The sequence below is a fragment of the Streptomyces sp. NPDC056628 genome, from assembly GCF_042792555.1.
Taxonomy (GTDB): Bacteria; Actinomycetota; Actinomycetes; order Streptomycetales; family Streptomycetaceae; genus Streptomyces.
In genome coordinates, this window is the sequence record NZ_JBHTWG010000005.1 from 60,389 (window position 1) to 83,961 (window position 23,573).

At 69.9% G+C, this 23,573-nt stretch carries 17 protein-coding genes; 8 read left to right on the plus strand and 9 right to left on the minus strand.

The genetic code is table 11. The features are described from left to right. Positions 1 to 12: 12 nt before the first annotated feature. From ACFRAC_RS09480 to ACFRAC_RS09495, 4 genes are read right to left on the minus strand one after another with little or no spacing between them, the layout of a single operon-like run. A complete protein-coding gene (locus ACFRAC_RS09480; protein ID WP_382922823.1) occupies positions 13 to 783 on the minus strand; it encodes a succinate dehydrogenase/fumarate reductase iron-sulfur subunit in 771 nt (256 codons plus the stop codon). Continuing rightward, entirely contained in the window at positions 780 to 2,747 is a 1,968-nt protein-coding gene (locus ACFRAC_RS09485) for a fumarate reductase/succinate dehydrogenase flavoprotein subunit (protein WP_382922825.1), read from the minus strand. Before ACFRAC_RS09485 ends, ACFRAC_RS09480 begins: the two co-directional genes overlap by 4 nt. Positions 2,748 to 2,767: 20 nt before the next feature. Next, positions 2,768 to 3,589 (minus strand): hypothetical protein, encoded by an 822-nt coding sequence (locus ACFRAC_RS09490; RefSeq protein WP_382922827.1) that lies wholly within the window; start codon positions 3,587 to 3,589, stop codon positions 2,768 to 2,770. Between the two features lie 60 nt (positions 3,590 to 3,649). Then, positions 3,650 to 3,940, minus strand: coding sequence for a hypothetical protein (locus ACFRAC_RS09495; protein ID WP_382922829.1), 291 nt, complete (start codon positions 3,938 to 3,940; stop codon positions 3,650 to 3,652). Positions 3,941 to 4,290: 350 nt separating this feature from the next. Here ACFRAC_RS09495 and ACFRAC_RS09500 point away from each other — a divergent pair, with 350 nt between their 5' ends. The 7 genes from ACFRAC_RS09500 (at position 4,291) to ACFRAC_RS09530 (ending at position 15,790) form a co-directional block, all read left to right on the plus strand. Continuing rightward, a complete protein-coding gene (locus tag ACFRAC_RS09500; RefSeq protein ID WP_382922831.1) occupies positions 4,291 to 6,468 on the plus strand; it encodes an ABC transporter family substrate-binding protein in 2,178 nt (725 codons plus the stop codon). 221 nt (positions 6,469 to 6,689) lie between these two features. Further along, the gene (typA, locus tag ACFRAC_RS09505; protein ID WP_382922833.1) at positions 6,690 to 8,597 is read left to right on the plus strand and encodes a translational GTPase TypA; all 1,908 of its coding nucleotides are present in this window, start codon (positions 6,690 to 6,692) and stop codon (positions 8,595 to 8,597) included. A gap of 904 nt (positions 8,598 to 9,501) precedes the next feature. After that, the gene (locus ACFRAC_RS09510; RefSeq protein ID WP_382922835.1) at positions 9,502 to 10,533 is read left to right on the plus strand and encodes an ABC transporter permease; all 1,032 of its coding nucleotides are present in this window, start codon (positions 9,502 to 9,504) and stop codon (positions 10,531 to 10,533) included. 122 nt (positions 10,534 to 10,655) lie between these two features. Next, positions 10,656 to 12,452 carry an ABC transporter substrate-binding protein gene (locus ACFRAC_RS09515; protein WP_382922837.1) on the plus strand — a complete coding sequence of 599 codons (1,797 nt, stop codon included), beginning with the start codon at positions 10,656 to 10,658 and terminating at the stop codon, positions 12,450 to 12,452. 115 nt (positions 12,453 to 12,567) lie between these two features. Beyond that, positions 12,568 to 13,545, plus strand: coding sequence for an ABC transporter permease (locus ACFRAC_RS09520; protein WP_382922839.1), 978 nt, complete (start codon positions 12,568 to 12,570; stop codon positions 13,543 to 13,545). A 10-nt stretch (positions 13,546 to 13,555) separates the two neighbouring features. Continuing rightward, positions 13,556 to 14,617 carry an ABC transporter ATP-binding protein gene (locus tag ACFRAC_RS09525; RefSeq protein ID WP_382922841.1) on the plus strand — a complete coding sequence of 354 codons (1,062 nt, stop codon included), beginning with the start codon at positions 13,556 to 13,558 and terminating at the stop codon, positions 14,615 to 14,617. A gap of 27 nt (positions 14,618 to 14,644) precedes the next feature. Then, positions 14,645 to 15,790 carry an ABC transporter ATP-binding protein gene (locus ACFRAC_RS09530; protein WP_382922843.1) on the plus strand — a complete coding sequence of 382 codons (1,146 nt, stop codon included), beginning with the start codon at positions 14,645 to 14,647 and terminating at the stop codon, positions 15,788 to 15,790. A 77-nt stretch (positions 15,791 to 15,867) separates the two neighbouring features. Here ACFRAC_RS09530 and ACFRAC_RS09535 read toward each other — a convergent pair whose 3' ends face one another. Genes ACFRAC_RS09535 through ACFRAC_RS09555 form a run of 5 tightly spaced genes read right to left on the minus strand, consistent with a single transcriptional unit; the run spans position 15,868 to position 21,630 of the window. Beyond that, a complete protein-coding gene (locus tag ACFRAC_RS09535; RefSeq protein ID WP_382922845.1) occupies positions 15,868 to 16,845 on the minus strand; it encodes an ABC transporter ATP-binding protein in 978 nt (325 codons plus the stop codon). Beyond that, positions 16,842 to 17,816, minus strand: coding sequence for an ABC transporter ATP-binding protein (locus ACFRAC_RS09540; protein WP_382922847.1), 975 nt, complete (start codon positions 17,814 to 17,816; stop codon positions 16,842 to 16,844). Before ACFRAC_RS09540 ends, ACFRAC_RS09535 begins: the two co-directional genes overlap by 4 nt. Then, the gene (locus ACFRAC_RS09545; RefSeq protein ID WP_382922849.1) at positions 17,813 to 18,754 is read right to left on the minus strand and encodes an ABC transporter permease; all 942 of its coding nucleotides are present in this window, start codon (positions 18,752 to 18,754) and stop codon (positions 17,813 to 17,815) included. The genes ACFRAC_RS09540 and ACFRAC_RS09545 overlap by 4 nt, the downstream gene beginning before the upstream one ends. Next, a complete protein-coding gene (locus tag ACFRAC_RS09550) occupies positions 18,751 to 19,803 on the minus strand; it encodes an ABC transporter permease (protein ID WP_382922851.1) in 1,053 nt (350 codons plus the stop codon). Before ACFRAC_RS09550 ends, ACFRAC_RS09545 begins: the two co-directional genes overlap by 4 nt. 3 nt (positions 19,804 to 19,806) lie before the next feature. After that, the gene (locus ACFRAC_RS09555) at positions 19,807 to 21,630 is read right to left on the minus strand and encodes an ABC transporter substrate-binding protein (RefSeq protein WP_382922853.1); all 1,824 of its coding nucleotides are present in this window, start codon (positions 21,628 to 21,630) and stop codon (positions 19,807 to 19,809) included. Between the two features lie 315 nt (positions 21,631 to 21,945). Between ACFRAC_RS09555 and ACFRAC_RS09560 the strand changes: the two genes are divergently transcribed. Then, complete coding sequence (locus tag ACFRAC_RS09560) at positions 21,946 to 23,568, plus strand: ABC transporter substrate-binding protein (protein ID WP_382922855.1); 1,623 nt, start codon at positions 21,946 to 21,948, stop codon at positions 23,566 to 23,568. Positions 23,569 to 23,573 lie beyond the last annotated feature (5 nt).

Consider the following 23,573-nt stretch of genomic DNA (forward strand, 5'->3'; position numbering starts at 1 on the left):
AGCGCGCCCCCGCTACGAGGACCGTCTCCTGATCTTCGACCCCAGCCACACCAGCGGGTCGTACTTGCGGTCCACGGCCCGTTCCTTCAGCGGGATGAGCGCGTTGTCCGTGATCTTGATGCCCTCGGGGCACACCTCGGTGCAGCATTTGGTGATGTTGCAGTAGCCGAGGCCGTGCTCCTCCTGCGCGGACTTCTTGCGGTCGAGCCCGCGCTCGGCGGCGGCGTCCAGCGGGTGCATGTCCAGCTCGGCGATGCGCATCAGGAAGCGGGGCCCGGCGAAGGCCGTCTTGTTCTCCTCGTGGTCGCGCACCACGTGGCAGGTGTCCTGGCACAGGAAGCACTCGATGCACTTGCGGAACTCCTGCGAGCGGTCCACGTCCTCCTGCATCATCCGGTACTCGCCCGGCCCCAGGCCCTCCGGCGGCACGAACGAGGGCACCTGCCGGGCCTTCTCGTAGTTGAAGCCGACGTCCGTCACCAGGTCCCGTACGACGGGGAAGGCCCGCAGCGGGGTGACGGTGATCGTCTCCTCGCGGGTGAACACCGACATCCGCGTCATGCACATCAGCCGCGGCCGCCCGTTGATCTCGGCCGAGCACGAGCCGCACTTGCCCGCCTTGCAGTTCCAGCGGACGGCCAGGTCGGGCGCCTGGGTGGCCTGGAGGCGGTGGATGATGTCGAGGACGACCTCGCCGTCGTTCACCTCGACCGCGAAGTCCTCCAGGCCGCCGCCCCCCACGTCCCCCCGCCATACCTTGAAGCGGGCCTCGTAGCTGCTCACTCGTAGAGCTCCTCTTCGGCGAGGTACTTGACCAGCTCCTCCTTCTCGAAGAGGGCGAGCAGGTCCTGGCGGACGGGTTCGGTGGTCTCCCGGACGAGGTCGATCTGGCCGCGCTCGGGGTCGGTGGCCGCGAGGCCGCCCGTCGGGTCGGCCGGCCGGCACAGCAGGTTGATGTTGCGCCACCGGCGGTCCATCTCCGGATGGTCCTCACGGGTGTGGCCGCCGCGCGACTCGGTGCGCTCCAGCGCCGCCCGCGCCACGCACTCGCTGACCAGCAGCATGTTCCGCAGGTCCAGTGCGAGGTGCCAGCCCGGGTTGAACTGCCGGTGCCCCTCGACCCCGGCCCGCCGCGCCCGCACCCGCAGCTCGGCCAGCTTCTCCAGAGCCTGCTCCATCTCGGCCTCGCGGCGGATGATGCCGACCAGGTCGTTCATGGCCTGCTGGAGTTCCTGGTGCAGGGTGTACGGGTTCTCCGGCGGCCGCCCGGCGTCCGCGGACCCGGCCGGACCCTCCGCCGAGAAGGGCCGCAGCGCCTCCGCCGCCGCGCTGTCGATCTGGAGCTCGCTGACCTCGGGGCGCTCGAACGCGTGGGCGGCCGCGTGCTCGGCGGCGTGCCAGCCCGCCCGGCGCCCGAAGACCAGCAGGTCGGACAGCGAGTTGCCGCCGAGCCGGTTGGATCCGTGCATCCCGCCGGCCACCTCACCGGCCGCGAACAGCCCCGGCACCCCGCGGGCCGCCGCCGTGTCCGAGTCGACCGCGATGCCGCCCATGACGTAGTGGCAGGTCGGGCCCACCTCCATCGGCTCGGCGGTGATGTCGACGTCCGCCAGCTCCTTGAACTGGTGGTACATGGACGGCAGCCGGCGCCGGATCACCTCGGCCGGCATCCGGGTGGACACGTCCAGGAAGACCCCGCCGTGCGGGGAGCCCCGGCCCGCCTTCACCTCGGCGTTGATCGCGCGGGCGACCTCGTCGCGGGGGAGCAGTTCGGGAGGCCGCCGGTTGTTCTCCGGGTCCTCGTACCAGCGGTCCGCCTCCTCCTCCGACTCGGCGTACTTGTCCTTGAAGACGTCGGGGATGTAGTCGAACATGAAGCGCTTGCCCTCGGAGTTGCGCAGCACCCCGCCGTCGCCGCGCACCGACTCGGTGACCAGGATGCCCTTCACCGACGGCGGCCAGACCATGCCGGTCGGGTGGAACTGCACGAACTCCATGTTCAGCAGCGGCGCCCCGGCGAGCAGCGCGAGCGCGTGCCCGTCGCCCGTGTACTCCCACGAGTTCGACGTCACCTTGAAGGACTTGCCGATGCCGCCGGTCGCGATGACCACGGACGGCGCCTCGAGGACGAAGAAGCGCCCGGTCTCCCGCTCGTAGGCGAAGACACCGGAGACCCGGCTGCCCGCGGCGGAGCCGCTGTCGGACTCGGTCTTCAGGATCCGGGTGACCGTGCACTCCTGGTAGACCTTCAGCCGCGACTCGTAGTCCCCGGTCTCCTCCTTGTCCTCCTGCTGGAGCGAGACGATCTTCTGCTGGAGGGTGCGGATCAGCTCCAGGCCGGTGCGGTCGCCGACGTGCGCCAGGCGCGGGTACTCGTGCCCGCCGAAGTTGCGCTGCGAGATCCGGCCGTCCTTCGTACGGTCGAAGAGCGCGCCCCAGGTCTCCAGCTCCCACACCCGCTGCGGGGCCTCCTGGGCGTGCAGCTCGGCCATCCGCCACTGGTTGAGGAACTTGCCGCCGCGCATGGTGTCGCGGAAGTGCACCTGCCAGGTGTCGTGCTCGTTGGCGTTGGCCATGGCCGCCGCGATACCGCCCTCGGCCATCACGGTGTGCGCCTTGCCGAACAGCGACTTGCAGATCACGGCCGTGCGGGCGCCCCGCTCCCGCGCCTCGATCGCCGCGCGGAGGCCGGCGCCCCCGGCACCGACCACGACGACGTCCCACTCCTGCCGGTCGACCACGGACATGTGTTCAGTCCCCACCAAATCTAGAAGAAGCGCGGATCGTCGAAGACCCCGGACGTGACGAGATAGACGTAGAAGTCGGCGAGCGCGACGCTCACCAGCGACGCCCAGGCGAGCTGCATGTGGCGGGCGTTGAGCTTCCCGATCCACTGCCACATGCGGTAGCGCACGGGGTGCTTGGAGAAGTGCTTGAGCTTGCCGCCGACGATGTGCCGGCAGGAGTGGCAGGAGAGGGTGTACGCCCAGATCAGCACGATGTTGACGAGGAAGACGAGGGTGCCGAGGCCCATGTGGCCCCAGGCGTACGTCTCGTCGCGGAAGGCGAGCACCGTGTCGTACGTCAGGATGCCGGCGACCAGCAGCGCCGCGTAGAAGAAGTACCGGTGGACGTTCTGCAGGATCAGCGGGAAGCGGGTCTCACCGGAGTACTTCCGGTGCGGTTCGGCGACCGCGCAGGCGGGGGGCGACATCCAGAAGCCGCGGTAGTACGCCTTGCGGTAGTAGTAGCAGGTCAGGCGGAAGCCGAGCGGGAAGATCAGGATGATGATCGCCGGCGAGATCCCCCACCAGCTCCCGAAGAGGTCCCAGTTGGGCCCGCCGCGCATGGGCGCGCAGTTCTCCGCGAGGCAGGGGGAGTAGAACGGGGACACGTACGGCGCCGCGTAGTAGTCCGCGTTCGCGAAGGCCCGCCAGGTCGAGTACACGATGAACGCCAGCAGACCGGCCGCGGTGGCGGCGGGGGCCAGCCACCAGCGGTCGGTCCGCAGGTGCGGGGCGTCGATCGCGGCGCGGGTACCGGTGCGTACGCCTCCGCTGTTCGGATGGGGTTCCGTACCAGTGGCCAATGCATGACTCCGGTCGGGTCAGGGGGGTGGATCGGGGGGCGCGGCGGTCCCGGGGGCGGATCAGGGGGCGCGGCGGTCCCGGGCGCCGAGACCCTCGTCGTCCGTGTCGACCCACAGGGAGTCGTCGTACGGCGTGTCGGGGATGGTGACGAGCTCCGGCTTGCGCGGGGCCGCCGGGCTCGCCGCGGCCTCCCGCAGCAGCGCGACGCTCTCGCGCAGATGGTTGGCGTCGGTGCGCACGCGGCGCACCTCCAGCCCGGCCGTGCCGAGCTGCTTCTCCAGGCGGCCCACGGACCGCGCCAGATCGTCCAGGCAGCGCTGGACGGCGATCAAGTCGTCGTGCACGGACATGACGTGACCTCACTTCCGTAGGCCCTGTGGCCCTGGGTGGCAACGTTCATGCGCCTGCGAGTGTTGCGCGTCACACCTGCCTCTGTGAAGGCATGTGCAGCGATTGGCGGATAGCGCGCCATGGGCGCGCGCTCGCACGCGCTCTGTGCGCGCCGGGGGAGCGAAGGAGTATGCGGGGCGCTGTGCTCCGCATGGGTGGCCTTGTGCGCCCCCGGCGCCGTGTCGTCTGCGCCTGGCGAACCCTTTCCTCTTCAGTGGGGGCCGTAGATCTGATCAGCACCAAAATACCGCCAAACGTGATCAGAACGCACTAATTGTCACCGGCGGGAGCCGCTCCCCGGAGGTAGCAGATGTCCCACGACGGCGTCGGAACCAGGCCCGGCCGCGGCTCGGCCATGCGCGCGGCCGCCTTCCTCACCGCGGGGGTGCTGGCGATGCCGGTGCTCGCCGGCTGCAGCGATCCGGACCCGGCCGGCAAGCCGCTGGCCGGCCAGGACATCGCCCCGGCCGCCCGCGCCCGGATCGCCGACGGCGGCACCCTGCGCTGGGCCGTCGACACCGTGCCGGAGACGCTGAACACCTTCCAGTCGGACGCCGACGCCACCACCTCCCGGATCGCCCAGGCCACGCTGCCCTCGATGTACCGGCTCGACGAGAGCGGGCGCCCCGAGCGCAACGAGGCGTACCTGGAGTCCGCCGAGGTCGTGGAGACCGAGCCCAAGCAGGTCGTGCTGTACAAGCTGAACCAGCAGGCCGTCTGGAGCGACGGCCGGGAGATCGGCGCCGCCGACTTCGCCGCCCAGTGGCGGGCCCTGTCCGGCAAGGACAGCGCCTACTGGACCGCCCGCAACGCCGGTTACGACCGCATCCAGAAGATCGAGCGCGGCGACAACGACCTGCAGGTGCGGGTCACCTTCGCCCGCACCTACGCGGACTGGCGGTCGCTGTTCTCGCCGCTGTACCCGAAGGAGGTCATGGGCACGCCGGACTCCTTCAACGACGGGGCGCGGCAAAAGCTCAAGGTCAGCGCCGGCCCGTTCACCGTGCGGAAGATCGACCGCAAGGGCGACGAGGTCCGCCTCGCCCGCAACCCCCGCTGGTGGGGGAAGCCGGCCAAGCTCTCCGAGATCGTGCTGCGCGCCGTCCCCCGCGACGGGCGGGCCGCCGAACTCGCCGCCGGACGTCTCGACCTGGCCGACGTCGACCCCGCCGCCGCACGCCGCATCGCGATCGCCGCGCCCCGCCCGCAGGGCCCGTCGGCCAGTGCCTCCGGCACCCCGCTGATGGGCCCGGACCTGAGGAAGCTGACCCCCGGGCAGCGCAAGGACAAGGAGCGGTTCCACGGCTTCGAGGTCCGCAAGTCGTTCGAGCCCTCCTACACCCAGCTCGCCCTCAACGGCGGCGGCGACGGCCCGCTCGCCGACGAGCGGGTGCGCCGGGCCGTGGCCCGCGCCCTGGACCGGGAGAAGCTGGCCGAGACGGTCCTGCGGCCGCTCGGACTGCCCGCAGAGCCGGTCGGCAGCCACCTGGCGCTGGCCGGGCAGGCCGCCTACGCCGACAACAGCGGGGCGATCGGCGGTCAGGACACCGCGGAGGCGCAGGCGCTCCTCACGGACGCCGGCTGGGTGCCGGGCGGACCCGTGAAGGAGAAGAAGAAGGGCGAGAAGGCCGCCGGCGGCGAGGCCGACAAGAGCGGCAGGAAGGAGAAGGACTCGGAGGACAGGAAGGAGAAGGACTCGGGGGAGAAGAAGGACGGCGAGTCCAAGGCGGGCAAGAAGTCCGACGGCGATGACGACGGCACCTACATCGTCGGCGAGGACGACAAGGGCGCCGACGGCCAGGACGCCCGCCACCTCGCCCGGGACGGCATGCAGTACGGCGGCAAGCAGCTGTCCGGCGGCGCGCCCGGGGCCTACGCCCCGCAGGGCACGGCCGCTCCCGCGGGCGCCGCGAGCCGCCGGCTCGCCAAGGACGGCAAGGCGCTGACGCTGCGCTTCGTCGTGCCGGACGGCGAGGGGTCGCAGACCCTGCGCACCGTGGCGGACCGGATCGGCCTCATGCTGAAGCGGGTCGGCATCCGCACCGAGGTGACCAAGGTCTCGGACGAGAGCTACTTCAAGGACCACATCGCGTCCGGCCAGTACGACCTCGCCCTCTACTCCTGGCCCGGCTCCGCCTTCCCCGCGACCGACGCCCGGCCGATCTACGCCAAGCCGGTCCCGGCCGCCGACGGCTCGCTGAACGTCGAGCAGAACTACACGCGCGTCGGCACCGACCAGGTCGACCAGCTCTTCGAGCAGGCCGTCAGCACGCTCGACGAGTCCGAGTCACGGTCCCTGATCCGCAAGGCCGACTCCCGCATCTGGGCCGCGGCCGGCTCGATCCCCCTCTACCAGCGCCCCCAGCTGACGGCCGCGCGCACGGACCTCGCCAACGCGGGCGCCTTCGGGTTCGGCGCCCCGGTCTTCGAGGACATGGGCTTCCTGGAGAAGGGCGCGAAGGGCCAGCCGGCCCCCTCGGCGTCGTAGCCGGAGGCCGCTCACGGGCGCCGCGGAGGCCGATCAGGCCCGTGCGGCGCCCGCCGCGTGCTCGAAAAGGGGGCTGACCTGCGGCGTCACATCCCGCCAAGCCCCCGCCCCGCAAGCCCCGTACCATGGGGTGAGGCCGTGGCATGTTCCGCCCGGCAGGGCCCGCGTAACACAGACGTACGCAGCAGGGCCGTCCTCACACTCCGGGAGTACGCCGCAATATGGCCACGCGCCACGACATCCGCAACGTCGCCATCGTCGCCCACGTCGACCACGGTAAGACCACCATCGTCGACGGCATGCTGAAGCAGGCCGGTGCCTTCGCCGCCCACCAGCTCGACTCGGTCGACGACCGCATGATGGACTCGAACGACCTGGAGCGTGAGAAGGGCATCACGATCCTCGCCAAGAACACGGCGGTGAAGTACCACCCCAAGGACGGCGGGGACCCGATCACGATCAACATCATCGACACCCCCGGCCACGCCGACTTCGGTGGCGAGGTCGAGCGCGGTCTGTCGATGGTCGACGGCGTGGTGCTGCTCGTCGACGCCTCCGAGGGCCCGCTCCCGCAGACCCGCTTCGTGCTGCGCAAGGCCCTCCAGGCCCGCCTGCCGATCATCCTCTGCATCAACAAGACGGACCGTCCGGACGCCCGGATCGACGAGGTCGTCAACGAGACCTACGACCTCTTCCTCGACCTGGACGCGGACGAGGAGCAGATCGAGTTCCCGATCGTCTACGCCTGCGGCCGCGACGGCATCGCCTCGCTGACCAAGCCGGCCGACGGCACCGTCCCGGAGGACTCCACCAGCCTGGAGCCGTTCTTCTCGACGATCCTCCAGCACATCCCGGCGCCGACCTACGACGAGGACGCCACGCTCCAGGCGCACGTCACCAACCTGGACGCCGACAACTTCCTCGGCCGTATCGCGCTGCTGCGCGTCCACCAGGGCGAGCTGAAGAAGGGGCAGACCGTCGCGTGGATGAAGCGCGACGGCTCCGTCGCCAACGTGCGCATCTCCGAGCTGATGATGACCGAGGCGCTCACCCGCAAGCCGGCCGAGAAGGCGGGCCCCGGTGACATCTGCGCGGTCGCCGGCATCCCGGAGATCATGATCGGCGAGACGCTGGCCGACCCGGAGAACCCGGTGCCGCTGCCGCTCATCACGGTCGACGAGCCCGCGATCTCCATGGTCATCGGCACCAACACCTCGCCGCTGGTCGGCCGTGGCGGCACCGGCAAGGGCGCCGACGCGAAGGCGGCCGTCAAGGACCGCAAGGTCACCGCCCGCCAGGTCAAGGACCGCCTCGACCGCGAGCTGATCGGCAACGTCAGCCTCCGCGTCCTGGACACCGAGCGCCCCGACGCCTGGGAGGTGCAGGGCCGCGGCGAGCTGGCGCTGGCCATCCTGGTCGAGCAGATGCGCCGTGAGGGCTTCGAGCTGACCATCGGCAAGCCGCAGGTGGTCACCAAGGAGGTCGAGGGCAAGACCTACGAGCCGGTCGAGCGCATGACCATCGACGTGCCCGAGGAGCACATGGGTGCCGTCACCCAGCTCATGGGCGTCCGCAAGGGCCGTATGGACAACATGTCCAACCACGGCTCCGGCTGGGTGCGCCTGGAGTTCGTCGTGCCCTCCCGCGGTCTGATCGGCTTCCGCACCGAGTTCCTGACCCAGACCCGCGGCACCGGCATCGCCCACTCGATCCACGAGGGCCACGAGCCCTGGTTCGGGACGCTGACCACCCGCAACAACGGCTCCCTGGTCGCCGACCGCTCCGGTGCCGTCACCGCGTTCGCGATGACGAACCTCCAGGAGCGCGGCGTGCTGTTCATCGAGCCCGGCACCGAGGTGTACGAGGGCATGATCGTCGGCGAGAACTCCCGCGCCGACGACATGGACGTCAACATCACCAAGGAGAAGAAGCTCACCAACATGCGGTCGTCCACGGCCGACGTGGCCGAGTCGATCGTCCCGCCGCGCAAGCTGTCGCTGGAGCAGTCCCTGGAGTTCTGCCGCGACGACGAGTGCGTCGAGGTGACCCCTGAGGCCGTCCGCATCCGCAAGGTGAACCTGGACGCCCGCGAACGCGCCCGCGCCGCGAGCCGCGCCAAGCACGGCTGACAAACGCGCTGACGGCACCGGACAGTCCCACCCCGGGGGTGTCCGGTGCCGTCGTGCGTCCGGGCCCGGTGAGGGGCCGCATAGGGAAAACCCTTGAATCCGTGGTGAGAAGTCGGAGAACGGGACAGGTCGCACTATCCTCCCCGCAAGCAGAGGCGGTGCGACTGCCGGTAACCGCGGGTCCGGTGGCACGCGGTGCGGGCCGTCCCGGCCGGCGTGTGGCGGGTGACACAGCGCCCCGCGAGCACCCTCCCTTTTCGGCGGGTGAGCGGCAACCCATTTTCGAGACGGCCGTCCGCTATACGGACGGCTGACCCCGATAGATGTGTAACAAGTCCGTTTCGTAGTGATCTCTCGCCAAACCCTTTGTCCGGATTTTGGAAGGCCTGGCCCCTATCTGTGATCGAACCGAGACCTCGAGACTGTGGTTCGTCGCGTGGCCGATGGCAGATAGTTAGGCGCGTAGAGCTCGTCTGAACGGGTCACGCGCTGACTGCGCCGACTCGCGAGCGCGGGGGGCACCTGACGACTTTCGGCACCGGAATGGGACCGGAAGGTGTCATGTGCCTCTCTTTGCGGTGAACCAGCGGATTCATGAGGAGGAACCCATGCGAGGTGCCACAAGCGCCATATGGGTCGTGTCGTCCCCGATGGCAGGTGTAGGCCCCGCGGGTGCGCTCAGTGCCGTCACGGTGGTTGCGTTCGCGACGCGGCGTCGCGAGCTTCCTTGACGACTCGTTCCGTCGGCCGGCCCCCAGCCGGTCGCGAGCCAGGGTTCCCCCAGGGGCGGCCGACGCCCCTCCGTCGTTGTTCTCCCTCGCGCGCTGCGGATACGTACGCCGTGCGAAGGCCGCCGGGTCAGTGTTCCTCCCCGGTGACCTCCAACCTGTGAAATGGACGAATCATGACGAGTCCAATCGAGCTTGAGGGTGTCGAAGCCTCCTCCGCCTTGGACAAAGAGAGCGCGTCACCGGGCACGGCCGAGGAGCCGAAGAAGCTCGTGGGGCGCAGCCCCAGCCAGTTGATGTGGGCGCGGTTCAAGCGCGACCGGACCGGCGTGGTGTCCGCTTTCGTCGTCCTGTTCTTCTTCTTGATCGCCGCCGCAGCGCCGCTGATCGCGAAGGTCTACGGCAAGAACCCGTACACCCTGTACGGCCAGGAGAACCCCGACCTCCTGGACATGTTCACCATGCCCGCGAAGCCCGTCGGCGGCATCGACGGCGAGTTCTGGTTCGGCGTCGAGCCGGGCCTGGGCCGTGACGTCTTCACGCAGCTGATCTACGGCATCCGCACCTCACTGGCCACGGCCGTGGCCGCGACGCTCATCATGACGGTCCTGGGTGTGCTGATCGGACTCGCCGGCGGATACTTCGGCGGCCGTATCGACTACTGGCTCGGCCGGATGACCGACTTCTTCATGGCGCTGCCCAGCCAGCTGTTCTTCGTCGCGGCGATGCCGGTCATCACCACGGTGTTCGTCGCCCCCGACGAGGAGACGCCCACCTATGTGCGGTCGGCCGCGATCATCATCGTCCTGTCCTTCCTGGGCTGGATGAGCCTGGCGCGTATCGTCCGCGGTGCCACGCTGTCGCTGCGCGACCGGGAGTTCATCGAGGCCGCCCGGATCTCCGGTGCCTCGCCCTGGCGGATCATCCGCAAGGAGCTTCTGCCCAACATCGTGACCCCCACACTGGTGCAGGCGACCCTGACGCTGCCCAGCACCATCCTCAGCATCGCGTTCCTGTCCTTCGTGGGCGTCGGATACGTCGAACCCACCCCTGACTGGGGCCGGATGTTCGCCATCGGCGCCAACATCATCGAGCAGGACCCGTACTACATGCTCTTCCCCGGCATCGCCATGGTCATCTTCGTCGTGGCGTTCAACCTCCTGGGCGACTCGGTACGGGACGCCTTCGACCCCAAGACGGGACGCTGACCCTCCCCGGGCCATCTCCCACCCTCCCCCCACACTCCCGCTCGGCCGGCCCCGGTGCCGCACGGCACCGTCCGGCCCAGTACCAGCAGTGATCACTACTCACAGGCAGGTGGATCGTCTCCATGAGCATCTTCCGTAACCGCGCCGCTTCGGCCGCTATAGTCGCGGTCGCCGCGGGCGCCCTGACCCTCACCGCCTGCGGCGGGGGCAGCGGTAGCTCCAGCAAGGACAACAGCAAGACCAAGGACGATGCCAAGGCGCAGTCCAAGCCGGTGCAGATCGGTGACGCGAAGGCGTCGACCGGTCCGGCTCCCGCGGTCCCCGGTGCCAAGCCCGGCGGCGTCGCGACCGTGTACCAGGAGGCCGACTTCTCCCACCTGGACCCGGGCCAGATCTACGTCTCCGACGGCAAGCTGCTCAGCCGCCTGATCTTCCGCGGCCTGACCCAGTACGACGAGGACGACCAGGGCAACCTGACCGTCGTGGGCGACCTCGCCACCGACGCGGGCAAGGTCTCGGACGGCGGCAAGACCTGGACCTACACCCTCAAGGACAACCTGAAGGACGAGAACGGCAACCCGATCAACTCGGCGGACATCCGCCACACGGTCGAGCGCCTGTACGCGTCCTACATCACGGACGGTCCGACCTACCTGCAGCAGGCGCTCTCGGGTGCCGGCACCACCTACCGCAAGGCGTACGCGGGTCCGGACAAGGGCAAGCACCTGCCCAAGGCCGTCCTGGACACCCCGGACGACAAGACGATCGTCTTCCACTTCAAGGACGCTCAGGTCGACCTCCCGCAGATGCTGACCATGCCCGGTTACAGCGTCGTGCCCGAGGAGACGGACACCAAGGAGAAGTACGACAACGACCCGGTCGCCCTGGGTCCGTACAAGATCGCCGACTTCAAGCCCGGCAAGTCCATGAAGCTGGTCAAGAACGACAAGTGGGACGCCAAGTCCGACTCGGTGCGTCACCAGTACGTCGACGGCTTCGACATCGAGATGAACCACGATGACGAGGACCAGACCAAGACGCTCCTCGCCGACCAGGGCTCGGCCAAGAACGCCATGATGTTCACCGGCCAGGTCGCCACCACGCAGCTGCAGCAGGTCGTGGGCAACAAGGCCGCGATGAAGCGCACCATCCAGGGCTACGCGCCGTACGTGTGGCAGCTCAACTTCAACCTTGACCGCGTCAAGGACAAGAAGCTGCGCGACGCCATCACCCTCGCGATGCCCTCCGCCTCGGTCTTCAAGGCCGACGGTGGCGCCTACGGCGGTGAGGTCGCCAACTCGCTGATGTCGCCCACCACCCCGGGCTACAACGACGCGTTCGACCCGTTCAACCGCAAGGGCAAGCCGAACGGTGACATCGAGGCCGCGAAGAAGCTCATCAAGGAGGGCGGCTTCGAGGGCAAGAAGCTCGTCTACGCCTACGGCAACACCCCGGTCCGCCAGCAGCAGGCCGTGCTGATCGCCGACGCCCTGGGCAAGATCGGTCTCGACATCCAGAAGAAGGAGATCGACTCCGCCACCTGGTACGAGCAGGTCGGCAAGGTCAAGAACGGCTACGACCTGTACATGACCGGTTGGGGCCAGGACTGGCCGTCCGCGTCCACGGTCTTCCCGCCGCTGTACGACGGCAACCAGATCCAGGACGGTGCGTCGAACTACTCGCACATCAACGACCCGAAGGTCAACTCGGAGATCCAGCGCATCGCGAAGATCACCGACACGGCCGAGGCCACCAAGGCGTGGGCCGAGCTGAACGAGTACATCTCCAAGGAAGTCAACCCCGCGGCGCCGATCTACTACACCAAGGTCTTCCAGATCTTCGGTTCGAACATCGGCGGCATCCGCTACAGCTCGGACTCGAGCTACGTGGACGTCACCCGCGTCTTCCTGAAGAAGTAACCCGCACGGTCGGGGCGATGGTGGTGGGCGCGCGGCGGAGCGCCCACCACCCGTCCCCCACCCCCCCTGCCAGACCCCCCTCCGATTGCCGCCGTCCTGAGAGCAGCTGCCTGCCATGCTTCAATTCCTCATCCGCCGGACATTCGGCGCGGCGCTGATTCTGCTGTTGATCAGTGCGTTCACGTTCTTCATGTTCTTCGCCATCCCGCAGGACCCGGCCACTCTGGCCTGTGGAAAGAACTGCACTCCGGACGCGCTGGCGATCATTCACACGAACCTCGGCCTCGACAGGCCGGTCACCGTCCAGTACTGGACGTTCCTCGTCGGCATCTTCGCCGGCCGTGACTTCGCCGTCGGCCACTGTGCCGCCCCCTGCTTCGGCGTCTCCTTCGCCAACAACCAGAACGTCTGGGACACGATCGTCGACCGCTTCCCGCTGACGCTCTCGCTGACCGTCGGAAGCCTCCTGGTCTTCCTGGTCCTCGGCCTCGGCGCCGGTCTGCTGGCCGCGAAGAACCGCGGCACCTGGATCGACAAGCTGTTCAGCTCCGGCTCGCTGGTGGTCAGCTCGCTGCAGATCTACTTCCTCGGCCCGCTGGTCCTGCTCGCGCTCGTCTACACCACCGGCTGGCTCGACAAGCCGAAGTACGTGCCCTTCTCCGAGGATCTCGGCGGATGGTTCATGGGCCTGCTGATCCCCTGGGTCGTCATGGCGACCATCTTCACCGCCAACTACACGCGTATGAGCCGCTCCTCGATGATCGAGCAACTCCAGGAAGAACATGTGAGAGCCGCGCGTGCCAAGGGCATGTCGGGCAACTACACGTTCTTCCGCTACGCCTGGCGCGGCTCCCTCATCCCGATCGTCACCATCCTCGGCATCGACCTGTCCTCGCTGCTCTCGGGCGGCATGGTGACCGAGCTGACCTTCGGCCTCGCGGGACTCGGCCGGCTCGCGCTCGAGTCCGTGACCAACAAGGACCTGCCCATGCTGATGGGCGTCATGCTGGTCAGCGCCGCGCTCATCATCGTCTTCAACCTGATCGTGGACGCCCTGTACGCCGTCATCGACCCGCGCGTGCGCCTGTCCTAGGAGAACCACCGTGACCACTCAGACCAAGCCCGAAGAGGCCGCTGCTCCCGCCTCGGGGGACGCCTTCCTCTCGGTGCGCGACCTCAAGGTCCACTTCTCCACCGAGGACGGCATCGTCAAGGCGGTGGATGGGCTCTCCTTCGACCTGGAGCGCGGCAAGACCCTCGGGATCGTGGGCGAGTCCGGTTCCGGCAAGTCCGTGACCAACCTGGCCGTCCTCGGCCTGCACAACCGCAAGACGACGACCATCGACGGCTCCATCACGCTCGACGGCCAGGAACTGACCGACGCCAGCGAGAAGAAGCTGGAGTCGCTGCGCGGCAAGAAGATGGCGATGATCTTCCAGGACGCGCTGACCGCCCTGTCGCCCTACTACACGGTGGGCCGGCAGATCGGTGAGCCGTTCATGAAGCACACCGGCGCCTCCAAGCGGGACGCCCGGGTGCGCGCCATCGACCTGCTCGAGAAGGTCGGCATCCCGCACCCGCAGCAGCGCGTGGACGACTACCCGCACCAGTTCTCCGGCGGTATGCGGCAGCGCGCCATGATCGCCATGGCGCTGGCCTGCGACCCGGACCTGCTGATCGCCGACGAGCCGACCACCGCGCTCGACGTGACCGTGCAGGCGCAGATCCTCGACCTGCTCAAGGACCTGCAGCAGGAGTTCGGCTCCGCGATCATCATGATCACCCACGACCTCGGCGTGGTCGCCAACATGGCGGACGACATCCTCGTGATGTACGCCGGCCGGGCCGTGGAGCGCGGCACGGTGCGCGAGGTGCTGAAGACGCCTCAGCACCCGTACACCTGGGGCCTGCTCGGCTCGATGCCGCGGCTGTCCTCCAGCGTCGACGAGCCGCTGATGCCGATCCCCGGCTCGCCGCCGTCCCTGCTGAACCCGCCGCCGGGCTGCCCGTTCCACCCGCGGTGCGCGCACACCGACAAGGTGCAGGGCGGGCTGTGCTCCGGGGAGCGTCCGACGCTCGCCCCGGGGCGTGCCGCCGCCTGCCACCTGACGGGGGAGCAGCGGCAGCAGGTCTTCATCGACATGATTCAGCCCCGGCTGGGCTGAGCAGAAACCGGCGACTGGGGCATCACCATGAGCGACAACGAAAACACGACCACGGCGGTCGTCGACGCCGTCCCGCAGCAGCGGGGCCGCGACGAGGGACCGCTGATGAAGGTCAGCGGACTGACCAAGCACTTCCCGATCAAGGGCGGCTTCCCGATCCGGCGAACCGTCGGCCACGTCAAGGCCGTCGACGGCGTGGACTTCGAGGTCTACCCGGGCGAGAGCCTCGGCCTCGTCGGCGAGTCCGGCTGCGGCAAGTCGACCACCGGCCGGCTGCTGACCCGGCTCTACGAGCCGACCGCGGGCACCATCGAGTACAAGGGCCAGGACATCAGCCGGGCCGACCGCCGCAAGCTGGCGCCGGTCCGGTCCGAGATCCAGATGATCTTCCAGGACCCGTACGCGTCGCTGAACCCGCGGCAGACGGTGGGCACGATCATCTCCGGCCCGATGGAGATCAACGGGATCAACCCTCCCGGCGGCCGTGAGAAGCGCGTCCGTGAGCTCCTGGAGATCGTCGGTCTCAACCCGGAGCACTACAACCGCTTCCCGCACGAGTTCTCCGGCGGTCAGCGCCAGCGCATCGGCGTCGCGCGCGCCATCGCCCTGGAGCCGAAGCTGATCGTCGCCGACGAGCCGGTCTCGGCCCTCGACGTGTCGATCCAGGCCCAGGTGGTGAACCTGCTGCAGGAAGTGCAGCGGGAGATGGGCATCGCGTTCGTCTTCATCGCCCACGACCTGGCGATCGTCCGGCACTTCTCGGAGCGCGTCGCGGTCATGTACCTCGGCAAGATCGTCGAGATCGCCGACCGCGACTCGATCTACAACCGCCCGCGGCACCCGTACACGCACGCGCTGCTGTCGGCGGTCCCGGACGCGGACATCGACGCGGCGAAGCGGGAGCGCATCCGCCTCGCCGGTGACGTGCCCTCGCCGATCATGCCGCCGTCCGGCTGCCGGTTCCGCACCCGGTGCTGGAAGGCGACGGAGAAGTGCGCCACGGAGGAGCCGCCGCTGCTGCGCATCGAGGGCAGCAAGGCCGGTCACCTGACCGCGTGCCACTACCCGGAGGAGCCCACCATCGCGGACCGCGGCGAGGACGTCGTCCTGGACGCCGGCCTGCAGGCCCTGGAAGGCGTCTCCGACACGGACGGGCCGGTCTCCAAGAGCTGACACCGCCCCACGTCGTCCGCACGAGGACCGGGGTGCGAGAGCCGCAGCAGGCGCTCGCACCCCGGTCCTCGTGCGTGTCAGGCCCTCGTGGCCGCCCGTGCCCAGTGGCAGGCCACCTGGGCGTGCGCGCCGCCGTCGAGGATCTCCGGGTCCTCGGTGCGGCAGGCGTCCGCCACCCCGGCCCGGTCGGCCTCCCCGCTCGCCAGCACCGGGCAGCGCGCGTGGAAGCGGCAGCCGTCCGGTACCCGTGAGGGGTCCGGCGGTTCACCGCTGAGGATCACCGGGGTGCCCGGCGCCTCCGGCAGGACCGACAGCAGCGCCCGCGTGTACGGGTGCCGTGGTGCCGTCAGGACCTGCTCGACGTCCCCGGTCTCCACGATCCGGCCCAGGTACATCACCGCGACCCGGTCCGCGATGTTCCACGCCAGTCCCAGGTCGTGCGTCACGACCAGCGCGGACAGCCCGAGTTCGGTGCGCAGCCGCAGCAGCAGCGCCAGGATCTCCCCGCGTACGGAGGCGTCCAGGGAGGCCACCGGCTCGTCGGCGACGAGGAGTTCGGGGGCGAGGACCAGGGCGCCGGCGATGACCACGCGCTGGCGCTGCCCGCCGGACAGCTCGTGCGGGTAGCGCAGGAAGAACCGCTCGGGCGGCCGCAGCCCGGCCCGGGACAGCGCCTCGGCCACCGCCGTGCGCTCGTCGCCGGTGTGCCCGTGGACGCGCAGGCCCTCCGCCACCGCCTCGTACACGGTGTGCCGGGGGTTCAGGGAGCCCGTCGGGTCCTGCAGGACCAGCTGGACGCGGCGCCGGTACGCCTTCAGGGCGCGCGCGTCGGGCCGTACCTCCTTCCCGTCGAAGACGACCCGCCCCCGCGTCGGGCGGACGAGCCCGAGCAGGGCGCGGGCCAGAGTCGTCTTGCCGCAGCCGGACTCGCCGACCAGGGCGACGATCTCCCCGGCCCCGATGTCCAGTTCGACGCCGTCCACCGCGCGGGCGGGCGGGCCGCCGTGCCGGCCGGGGAAGGTGACGTGCAGGTCCCGCGCGCTCAGCAGGGTCATGATCCGCTCCTCGCGTCCTGGGCCGCGCCCACGTGCACACAGGCCGCCCGCCGCCCGGTGCCCGACACGCGCAGCGCCGGGTCGTCCACCGCGCAGGAGTCCAGCGCGACCGGGCACCGGGGGTGGAAGGCGCACCCGGCGGGCAGCGCCGACGGGTCCGGCGGGTCGCCCGGCAGGCCGCGCGGGGCGAACCGGGAGGCGGGGTCGCCGATCCTCGGGAACGCCTCCGACAGCGCCCGGGCGTAGGGGTGCCCGGCGTCCTCGTACACCGTGCGCGCCGGTCCCTCCTCGACCACCCGGCCCGCGTACATCACCGCCATCCGGTCGCAGGTCTCGGCGAGGACGGCCAGGTCGTGGCTGATCGCGACGAGCCCGAGCTCCTGCTCGGCGACGAGCCGCTCGATGAGCCGCAGGATCTGCGCCTGGATCATCACGTCCAGCGCGGTCGTCGGTTCGTCGGCGACGACCAGGCGGGGGTCGCAGGCCAGCGCCATGGCGATCATGACGCGCTGGCGCTGCCCGCCGGACAGTTCGTGCGGGTACGCCGACGCCCGCGCCGCGGGGAGCCCGACCTGCTCCAGCAGCTCTCCGGTGCGCCGCCGGGCGGCGGCCGGGGTCGCCCTGCGGTGCAGCAGGATCGGCTCGGCGATCTGGTCGCCGACCCGGTGCACGGCGTTCAGCGAGTGCATGGCGCCCTGGAAGACGATGGACGCCCCGGCCCAGCGCACCGCCCGCACCCGGCCCCACCGCATGGTGAGGACGTCCTCGCCGTCCAGCAGGACCTCGCCGCCGACCCGGGTGCCGGCGGGCAGCAGCCGCAGCAGGGCCAGCGCGAGCGTGGACTTGCCGCACCCCGACTCCCCGGCGATGCCGAGCTTCTGCCCGGCCTCCAGGCTCAGGTCGACCCCCCGTACGGCGGCCGCGCCACCCGGGTAGGTCACCTCCAGGTTCCGGACCTCCAGGAGCGTCAACGGGCCACCCCCAGCCTGGGGTTGAGGACGGACTCCACCGCGCGTCCGCACAGCGTGAACGCCAGCGCGACACCCGCGATGGCGAGGCCGGGCGGCACCAGGTACGACCAGTTACCGGAGCTGACCGAGCCCGCCTCCCGGGCGTCCTGGAGCAGCCCGCCCCAGGACACGACGGTCGGGTCGCCCAGCCCGAGGAAGGCGAGCGTCGCCTCGGCGAGGATGGAGGAGGAGATCATCAGGGTCGTCTGGGCGAGCACCAGCGGCATCACGTTGGGCAGGACGTGCCGCACCATGATGTGCCGGTGCCCGCCGCCCAGCGCCCGGGCCCGCTCGATGTACGGCCGGGCCTCCACGGCGAGCGTCTGCGCCCGCACCAGCCGGGCCGTGGTCGGCCAGGAGGTCACGCCGATCGCCAGCACGACCGTGCCCAGCGAACGGGACATCACGGTGGCCAGCGCGATGGCGAGGACCAGGGTCGGCATCACCAGGAACCAGTCGGTGATCCGCATGACCACGGTGGCGTAGGCGCCCTTGAAGTGGCCCGCGGTGATCCCGGCCAGGGTGCCGATCGCCACCGACAGCGCGGCCGCCAGCAGCCCCACCAGCAGCGACACCCGTGACCCCCACACCACCAGGCCGAGCAGGTCCCGCCCGAACCGGTCGGTGCCCAGCCAGAACTCCCCGCTGGGGGTCTCCAGCGGCTGTCCGGTCGCCCCGGTCACGCTGGACACGTCGGAGCCGACGGTGAGCGGGGCGGTCAGGGCGACCAGCGCGAACAGGGCGAGCGCGGCCAGCCCCACCACTCCGGCCCGGTGGGTGCGGTACTCCCGCCAGAAGCGTGCGACGGACGCGCGGCGCCGGCGGCGGGCGAGCGTCCGGGGACCGGGCGCCTTCAGGCCGCCGCCGTCCTTCACGGGCTCCCCGGTCCCGGCCGTCATCGGCCCACCCGGGGGTCGAGCAGCGGGTAGACGAGGTCGGCCAGGGTGTTCATGACGATCACCGTCCCGGCGAAGAAGAGGAACAGGCCCTGCACCAGCGGCAGGTCGGGGACGCTCAGCCCCTGGTAGAACAGCCCGCCGAGCCCCGGCCAGGAGAACACCGTCTCGACCAGGATGACGCCGGCGACCGTCCGGCCCAGGTTGACGAAGACGAGGGTCACGGTCGGCAGCAGCGCGTTGGGCACGGCGTGCCGGCGGCGCACCTGGTCGTCCCGGAGCCCCTTGGCGCGGGCCGTCGTCAGATAGTCGCCGCCCATCTCGTCCAGCAGCGCGGAACGCGCCACCAGCAGGGTCTGGCCGTACTCCACCGCGACGAGCGTGACCACGGGCAGGACCAGGTGGTGGGCGACGTCGAGGACGTGGGCGAAGCCCTCCTCGCCGCCGGACTCCATGCCGCCGGTGGGGAACAGGCCGGGGATCGGGCCGATCCCGACGGCGAACACGATGATCAGCAACAGGCCCAGCCAGAACGACGGCACGGAGTACAGGGTCAGCGCCAGCCCGGTGTTCAGCCGGTCGCCGAGCCCGCCGTGCCGCCAGGCCGAGCGGGTGCCCAGCACGATGCCGAGCAGGGTGTAGAGGACGAACGCGGTGCCGGTGAGGAGCAGCGTGTTGGGCAGCGCCTCGGCGATCTTGTCGACGACGGGCGTGTGGAACTGGTACGACGTCCCGAGGTCGCCGGTGAGCGCCTTGCCGCAGTACTCGGTGAACTGCTGCCACAGCGGCAGGTCGAGCCCGAACTCACGCCGGTAGGCCTCCAGTTGCTCGGCCGACACCGGCCGCCCGCCGGTCATGGTCTTGACCGGGTCGCCGGGGATCAGCCGGAACAGGAAGAACCCGGTGACGAGCACCGCGAACAGGGAGACGGCGGCGCCGGCCACCTTACCCGCGCCGTAGCGCAGATAGCGCGTGGTGGTGCGCGCCCGCGGTCCGGGGACCGCGGGCGCGGCGGCCTCGACGGCCGCGGTGAGAGGTGCTTCGGCGGTCATGGGCTACTCGCGGTCCTCTGCGGTGGACCGGCGGCGCAGCGCGAGGAAGGCGCCCACTCCGACGAGGACGACGACACCGGCGACGATGCCGACGACGACACCCGTCGAGCCCGAGCCGCCGGAGTCGCCCGAGTCCGCCGGGGTGGCCGACCACCAGCTCCAGTAGCCGTCCTGCCCGTAGATGTTGCCCGCCTTCTTCGGCATCGTGGTGATCGAGGCGATCTGGTCGGTGCGGTAGGCCTCGACGGCGTTCGGGTAGGCCATGACGTTCATGTAGCCGAGGTCGTACAGCCGGGACTGCATCTGCTTGACCAGGTCGGCCCGCTTGGCCGGGTCGTACTCGGCGAGCTGCTTGGCGTACAGCTCGTCGTACCGCTTGTCGCAGATGAAGTTGTCGGTGGCGCCCGTGTCCTTCGGGGTGGCCGGCAGCGCCCCGCAGGTGTGGATCGACAGCACGAAGTCGGGGTCGGGGTTGACGGACCAGCCGTCGAAGGCGAGGTCGTAGGTGCCGGCCAGCCAGGGGTCGGTGACGTTGTCCACGCAGTTCAGGGTGACGCCGATGCCGAGCTCGCCCCACCACTCCTGGAGGTACTGGCCGATCGCCTTGTCGTTGGGGTCGGTGGCGTGGCACAGCACCCGGTAGTCGAGCGGCTTGCCGTCCTTGCCGACGCGCTTGCCGTCACCGTTCTTCCTGTACCCGGCCTCGTCGAGGAGCCGGGCCGCCTTCGCGGGGTCGTAGGCGAGTTCCTGGCCGTCCGACGGCTTCCAGAAGTAGGAGCCGAAGCGCGGCGGTATGTACCCCTCGCCGTGCACGGCGTAGCCCTGGAAGACCTTGTCGATGACGGTCTCGCGGTCGACGGCCGTGAACAGGGCGTGCCGCACCCGCTCGTCCTTCAGGGACGGGTCGCCGTCGCCGAACGTCTCGCCGTTCTTCGCCCGGGCGCCGGGGTTGACGGCCAGCGCGTAGAAGCGCCGTCCGGGGGCGTCGTTCACCTTGATGTTCTTCTCGCCCTTGAGCGAGGACGCCTGGGCGGGCGTCAGGGACGGCGACCCGGAGACGAAGGAGACCTCGCCCTTGCGCAGGGCGGCGACCGCCGCGTCCTGGTCCTTGTAGTAGCGGAAGACCAGCTCGTCGAACTTGGGCGCCCCGCGCCAGAAGTCCTTGTTGGCCTTCAGCCGCACATAGCTGTCGGGCTTGTAGTCGGTGAGGATGAATGGCCCGTTTCCGACGATGGGGAAGTTCTTGTCGTTGTTGAACTCGGAGTAGTCGTCGACCTTCTCCCAGACGTGCTTCGGCACGATCGGCACGTCCAGCGCCGTCATCGTGGCCTGCGGTCTCTTCAGCTCGATGACGAGCTTGGTGGGGCTGGGGGCGGTCACCTCGCGGAAGTTGGCGACGAAGCTGCCGTTGGCGGTCGCCGCGTCCGGGTCGGTCATCATCGTGTTGAACGTCCACGCCGCGTCCTCGGCCGTGGCCCGCTTCCCGTCCGACCACGTGGAGTCGGAGCGGATCGTGTAGGTCCAGGTCAGCTTGTCGGGCGACGACGTCCACTTGGTGGCCAGGGCGGGGACGGCCCGTGCGTCCTCGGGGTCGTAGTTGGTGAGGTACTCGTACGTCAGCCGGTGGATGCTGGTGCTCAGGAGCCGCTGGGCGAGGAACGGGCTCAGTGAGTCGACGCTCTGTGCGACTGCGACGGTGAGGACCTTGTCGCCGTCCGCGGCGGCCGCCTGCTGCGGTACCAGTCCGGCCGCCAGGGTCAGGGCGGCGGCTCCGGTGGCGGCGGCCAGGCGCCGCCGTGCTCTGCCGTGCTGCTCGGAACTACTCATGTGGTGACCTCGCGTCATCGCTTGCAGAGGGACGGCCTGTTGGACTGTCAGCGCGTTCATGCGCACGTCAACGGCGCATGAAACCCCATGTGGCCTGCGGAAACAATGAAGTGATGAGATTGAGACAGCCAGTGGTCCATACCGCTGAAGAGCCCCTGGTGGCGGCCTGACGCCCTGGCGGGGAGCGTGCGGCCGAACGGGCCAACCCCGCCCCCGGATGGCCTCCGTGCGCATGCGCGCCCCCCGCGCGGCTGCCGATAGTGGCTGCCAGGGCATGGCGTCGACCCGGGCGCCGCGGTCACGAGGAGGCATCCGATGCGCGCAGCCAGCTACGCCAGATGGGCCGCGGGCGCGATGGCCGTTGCGCTCGCGACGACCGCCTGCGGGGGCGGCGCCGGGGCCGGGGAGGGCGGCGCGGTGCTCAGCTCGTCCTGGACGGACCCGCAGAACCCGCTGGAGCCGGCCAACACCAACGAGGTGCAGGGCGGCAAGGTGCTGTCCATGATCTTCCGGGGTCTGAAGCAGTACGACCCGAAGACCGGCGAGGCGAAGAACATGGTCGCCAAGCGCATCGCGACGTCCGACTCACAGCGCTTCACCGTCACCCTGAAGGACGGCTGGACGTTCAGCGACGGCGAGAAGGTCACCGCGAAGTCGTTCGTGGACGCCTGGAACTACGGGGCGAGCCTGGAGAACAACCAGAAGAACGCCTACTTCTTCAGCTACATCCAGGGCTACGACCAGGTCCACCCCGAGCAGGGCGAGCAGCGCGCGCGGACCATGTCCGGCCTGAAGGTCGTCGACGCGCGGACCTTCACCGTCACGCTCAGCCAGAAGTTCTCCGGCTTCCCGGACACCCTCGGCTACAACGCGTTCGTCCCGCTGCCGCGCGCGTTCTACAAGGACCACGCCGGCTGGCTCGCCAAGCCCGTCGGCAACGGGCCGTACACCGTGCAGTCGTACACCAGGGGCTCGGAGATGCGGCTGGTGCGGTGGGACGCCTACACCGGGCCCGACGCGGCCCGCAACGACGGCGTCACCCTGAAGGTCTACACCGACAACAACACCGCCTACACCGACCTGATGGCCGGCAACCTCGACCTCGTCGACGACGTCCCCGCCCAGCAGCTGAAGAACGTCCGCGCCGACCTCGACGGCCGCTACCTCAACACCCCGGCCGGCATCATCCAGACGCTGTCCTTCCCGCACTACGACAAGCGCTGGACCGGGTCGGGCGCGGACAAGGTCCGCAAGGGCCTGTCCCGGGCCATCGACCGCGAGCAGATCACCCGGACCATCTTCCAGGGCACCCGGACCCCGGCCACCGACTGGACGTCACCCGTGCTCGGCGCCGAGGGCGGCTACAAGGCGGGGCTGTGCGGGCAGTGGTGCGAGTACGACGCCGCCGCGGCCCGGAAGCTGATCGAGGAGGGCGGCGGGCTGCCCGGCGGCCAGGTCAAGATCACGTACAACGCGGACACCGGTTCCCACAAGCTGTGGGTGGACGCCGTCTGCAACTCCATCAACAACGCGCTGGGCAAGGACCGGGCCTGCGTCGGCAACCCGATGGGCACCTTCGCCGACTTCCGCAGCAAGTCCACCACCCAGAAGCTGGCCGGGCCGTTCCGGGCGGGCTGGCAGATGGACTACCCGCTCACCCAGAACTTCCTCCAGCCGCTCTACTACACCAACGCCTCCTCCAACGACGGCAAGTGGTCCAGCCCCGAGTTCGACCGGCTCGTCGACCGGGCGAACGCCGAGACGGACCCCACGAAGGCCGTGAAGCTGTTCCAGCAGGCGGAGGAGGTCGTCCGCGACGAGATGGCGGCCATCCCGCTCTGGTACCAGAACGGCAGCGCCGGCTGGTCCGCGCGCCTGTCGGACGTGACCCTCAACCCGTTCAGCGTCCCCGTGTACGAACAGATCAAGGTCGGCTGAGCCCG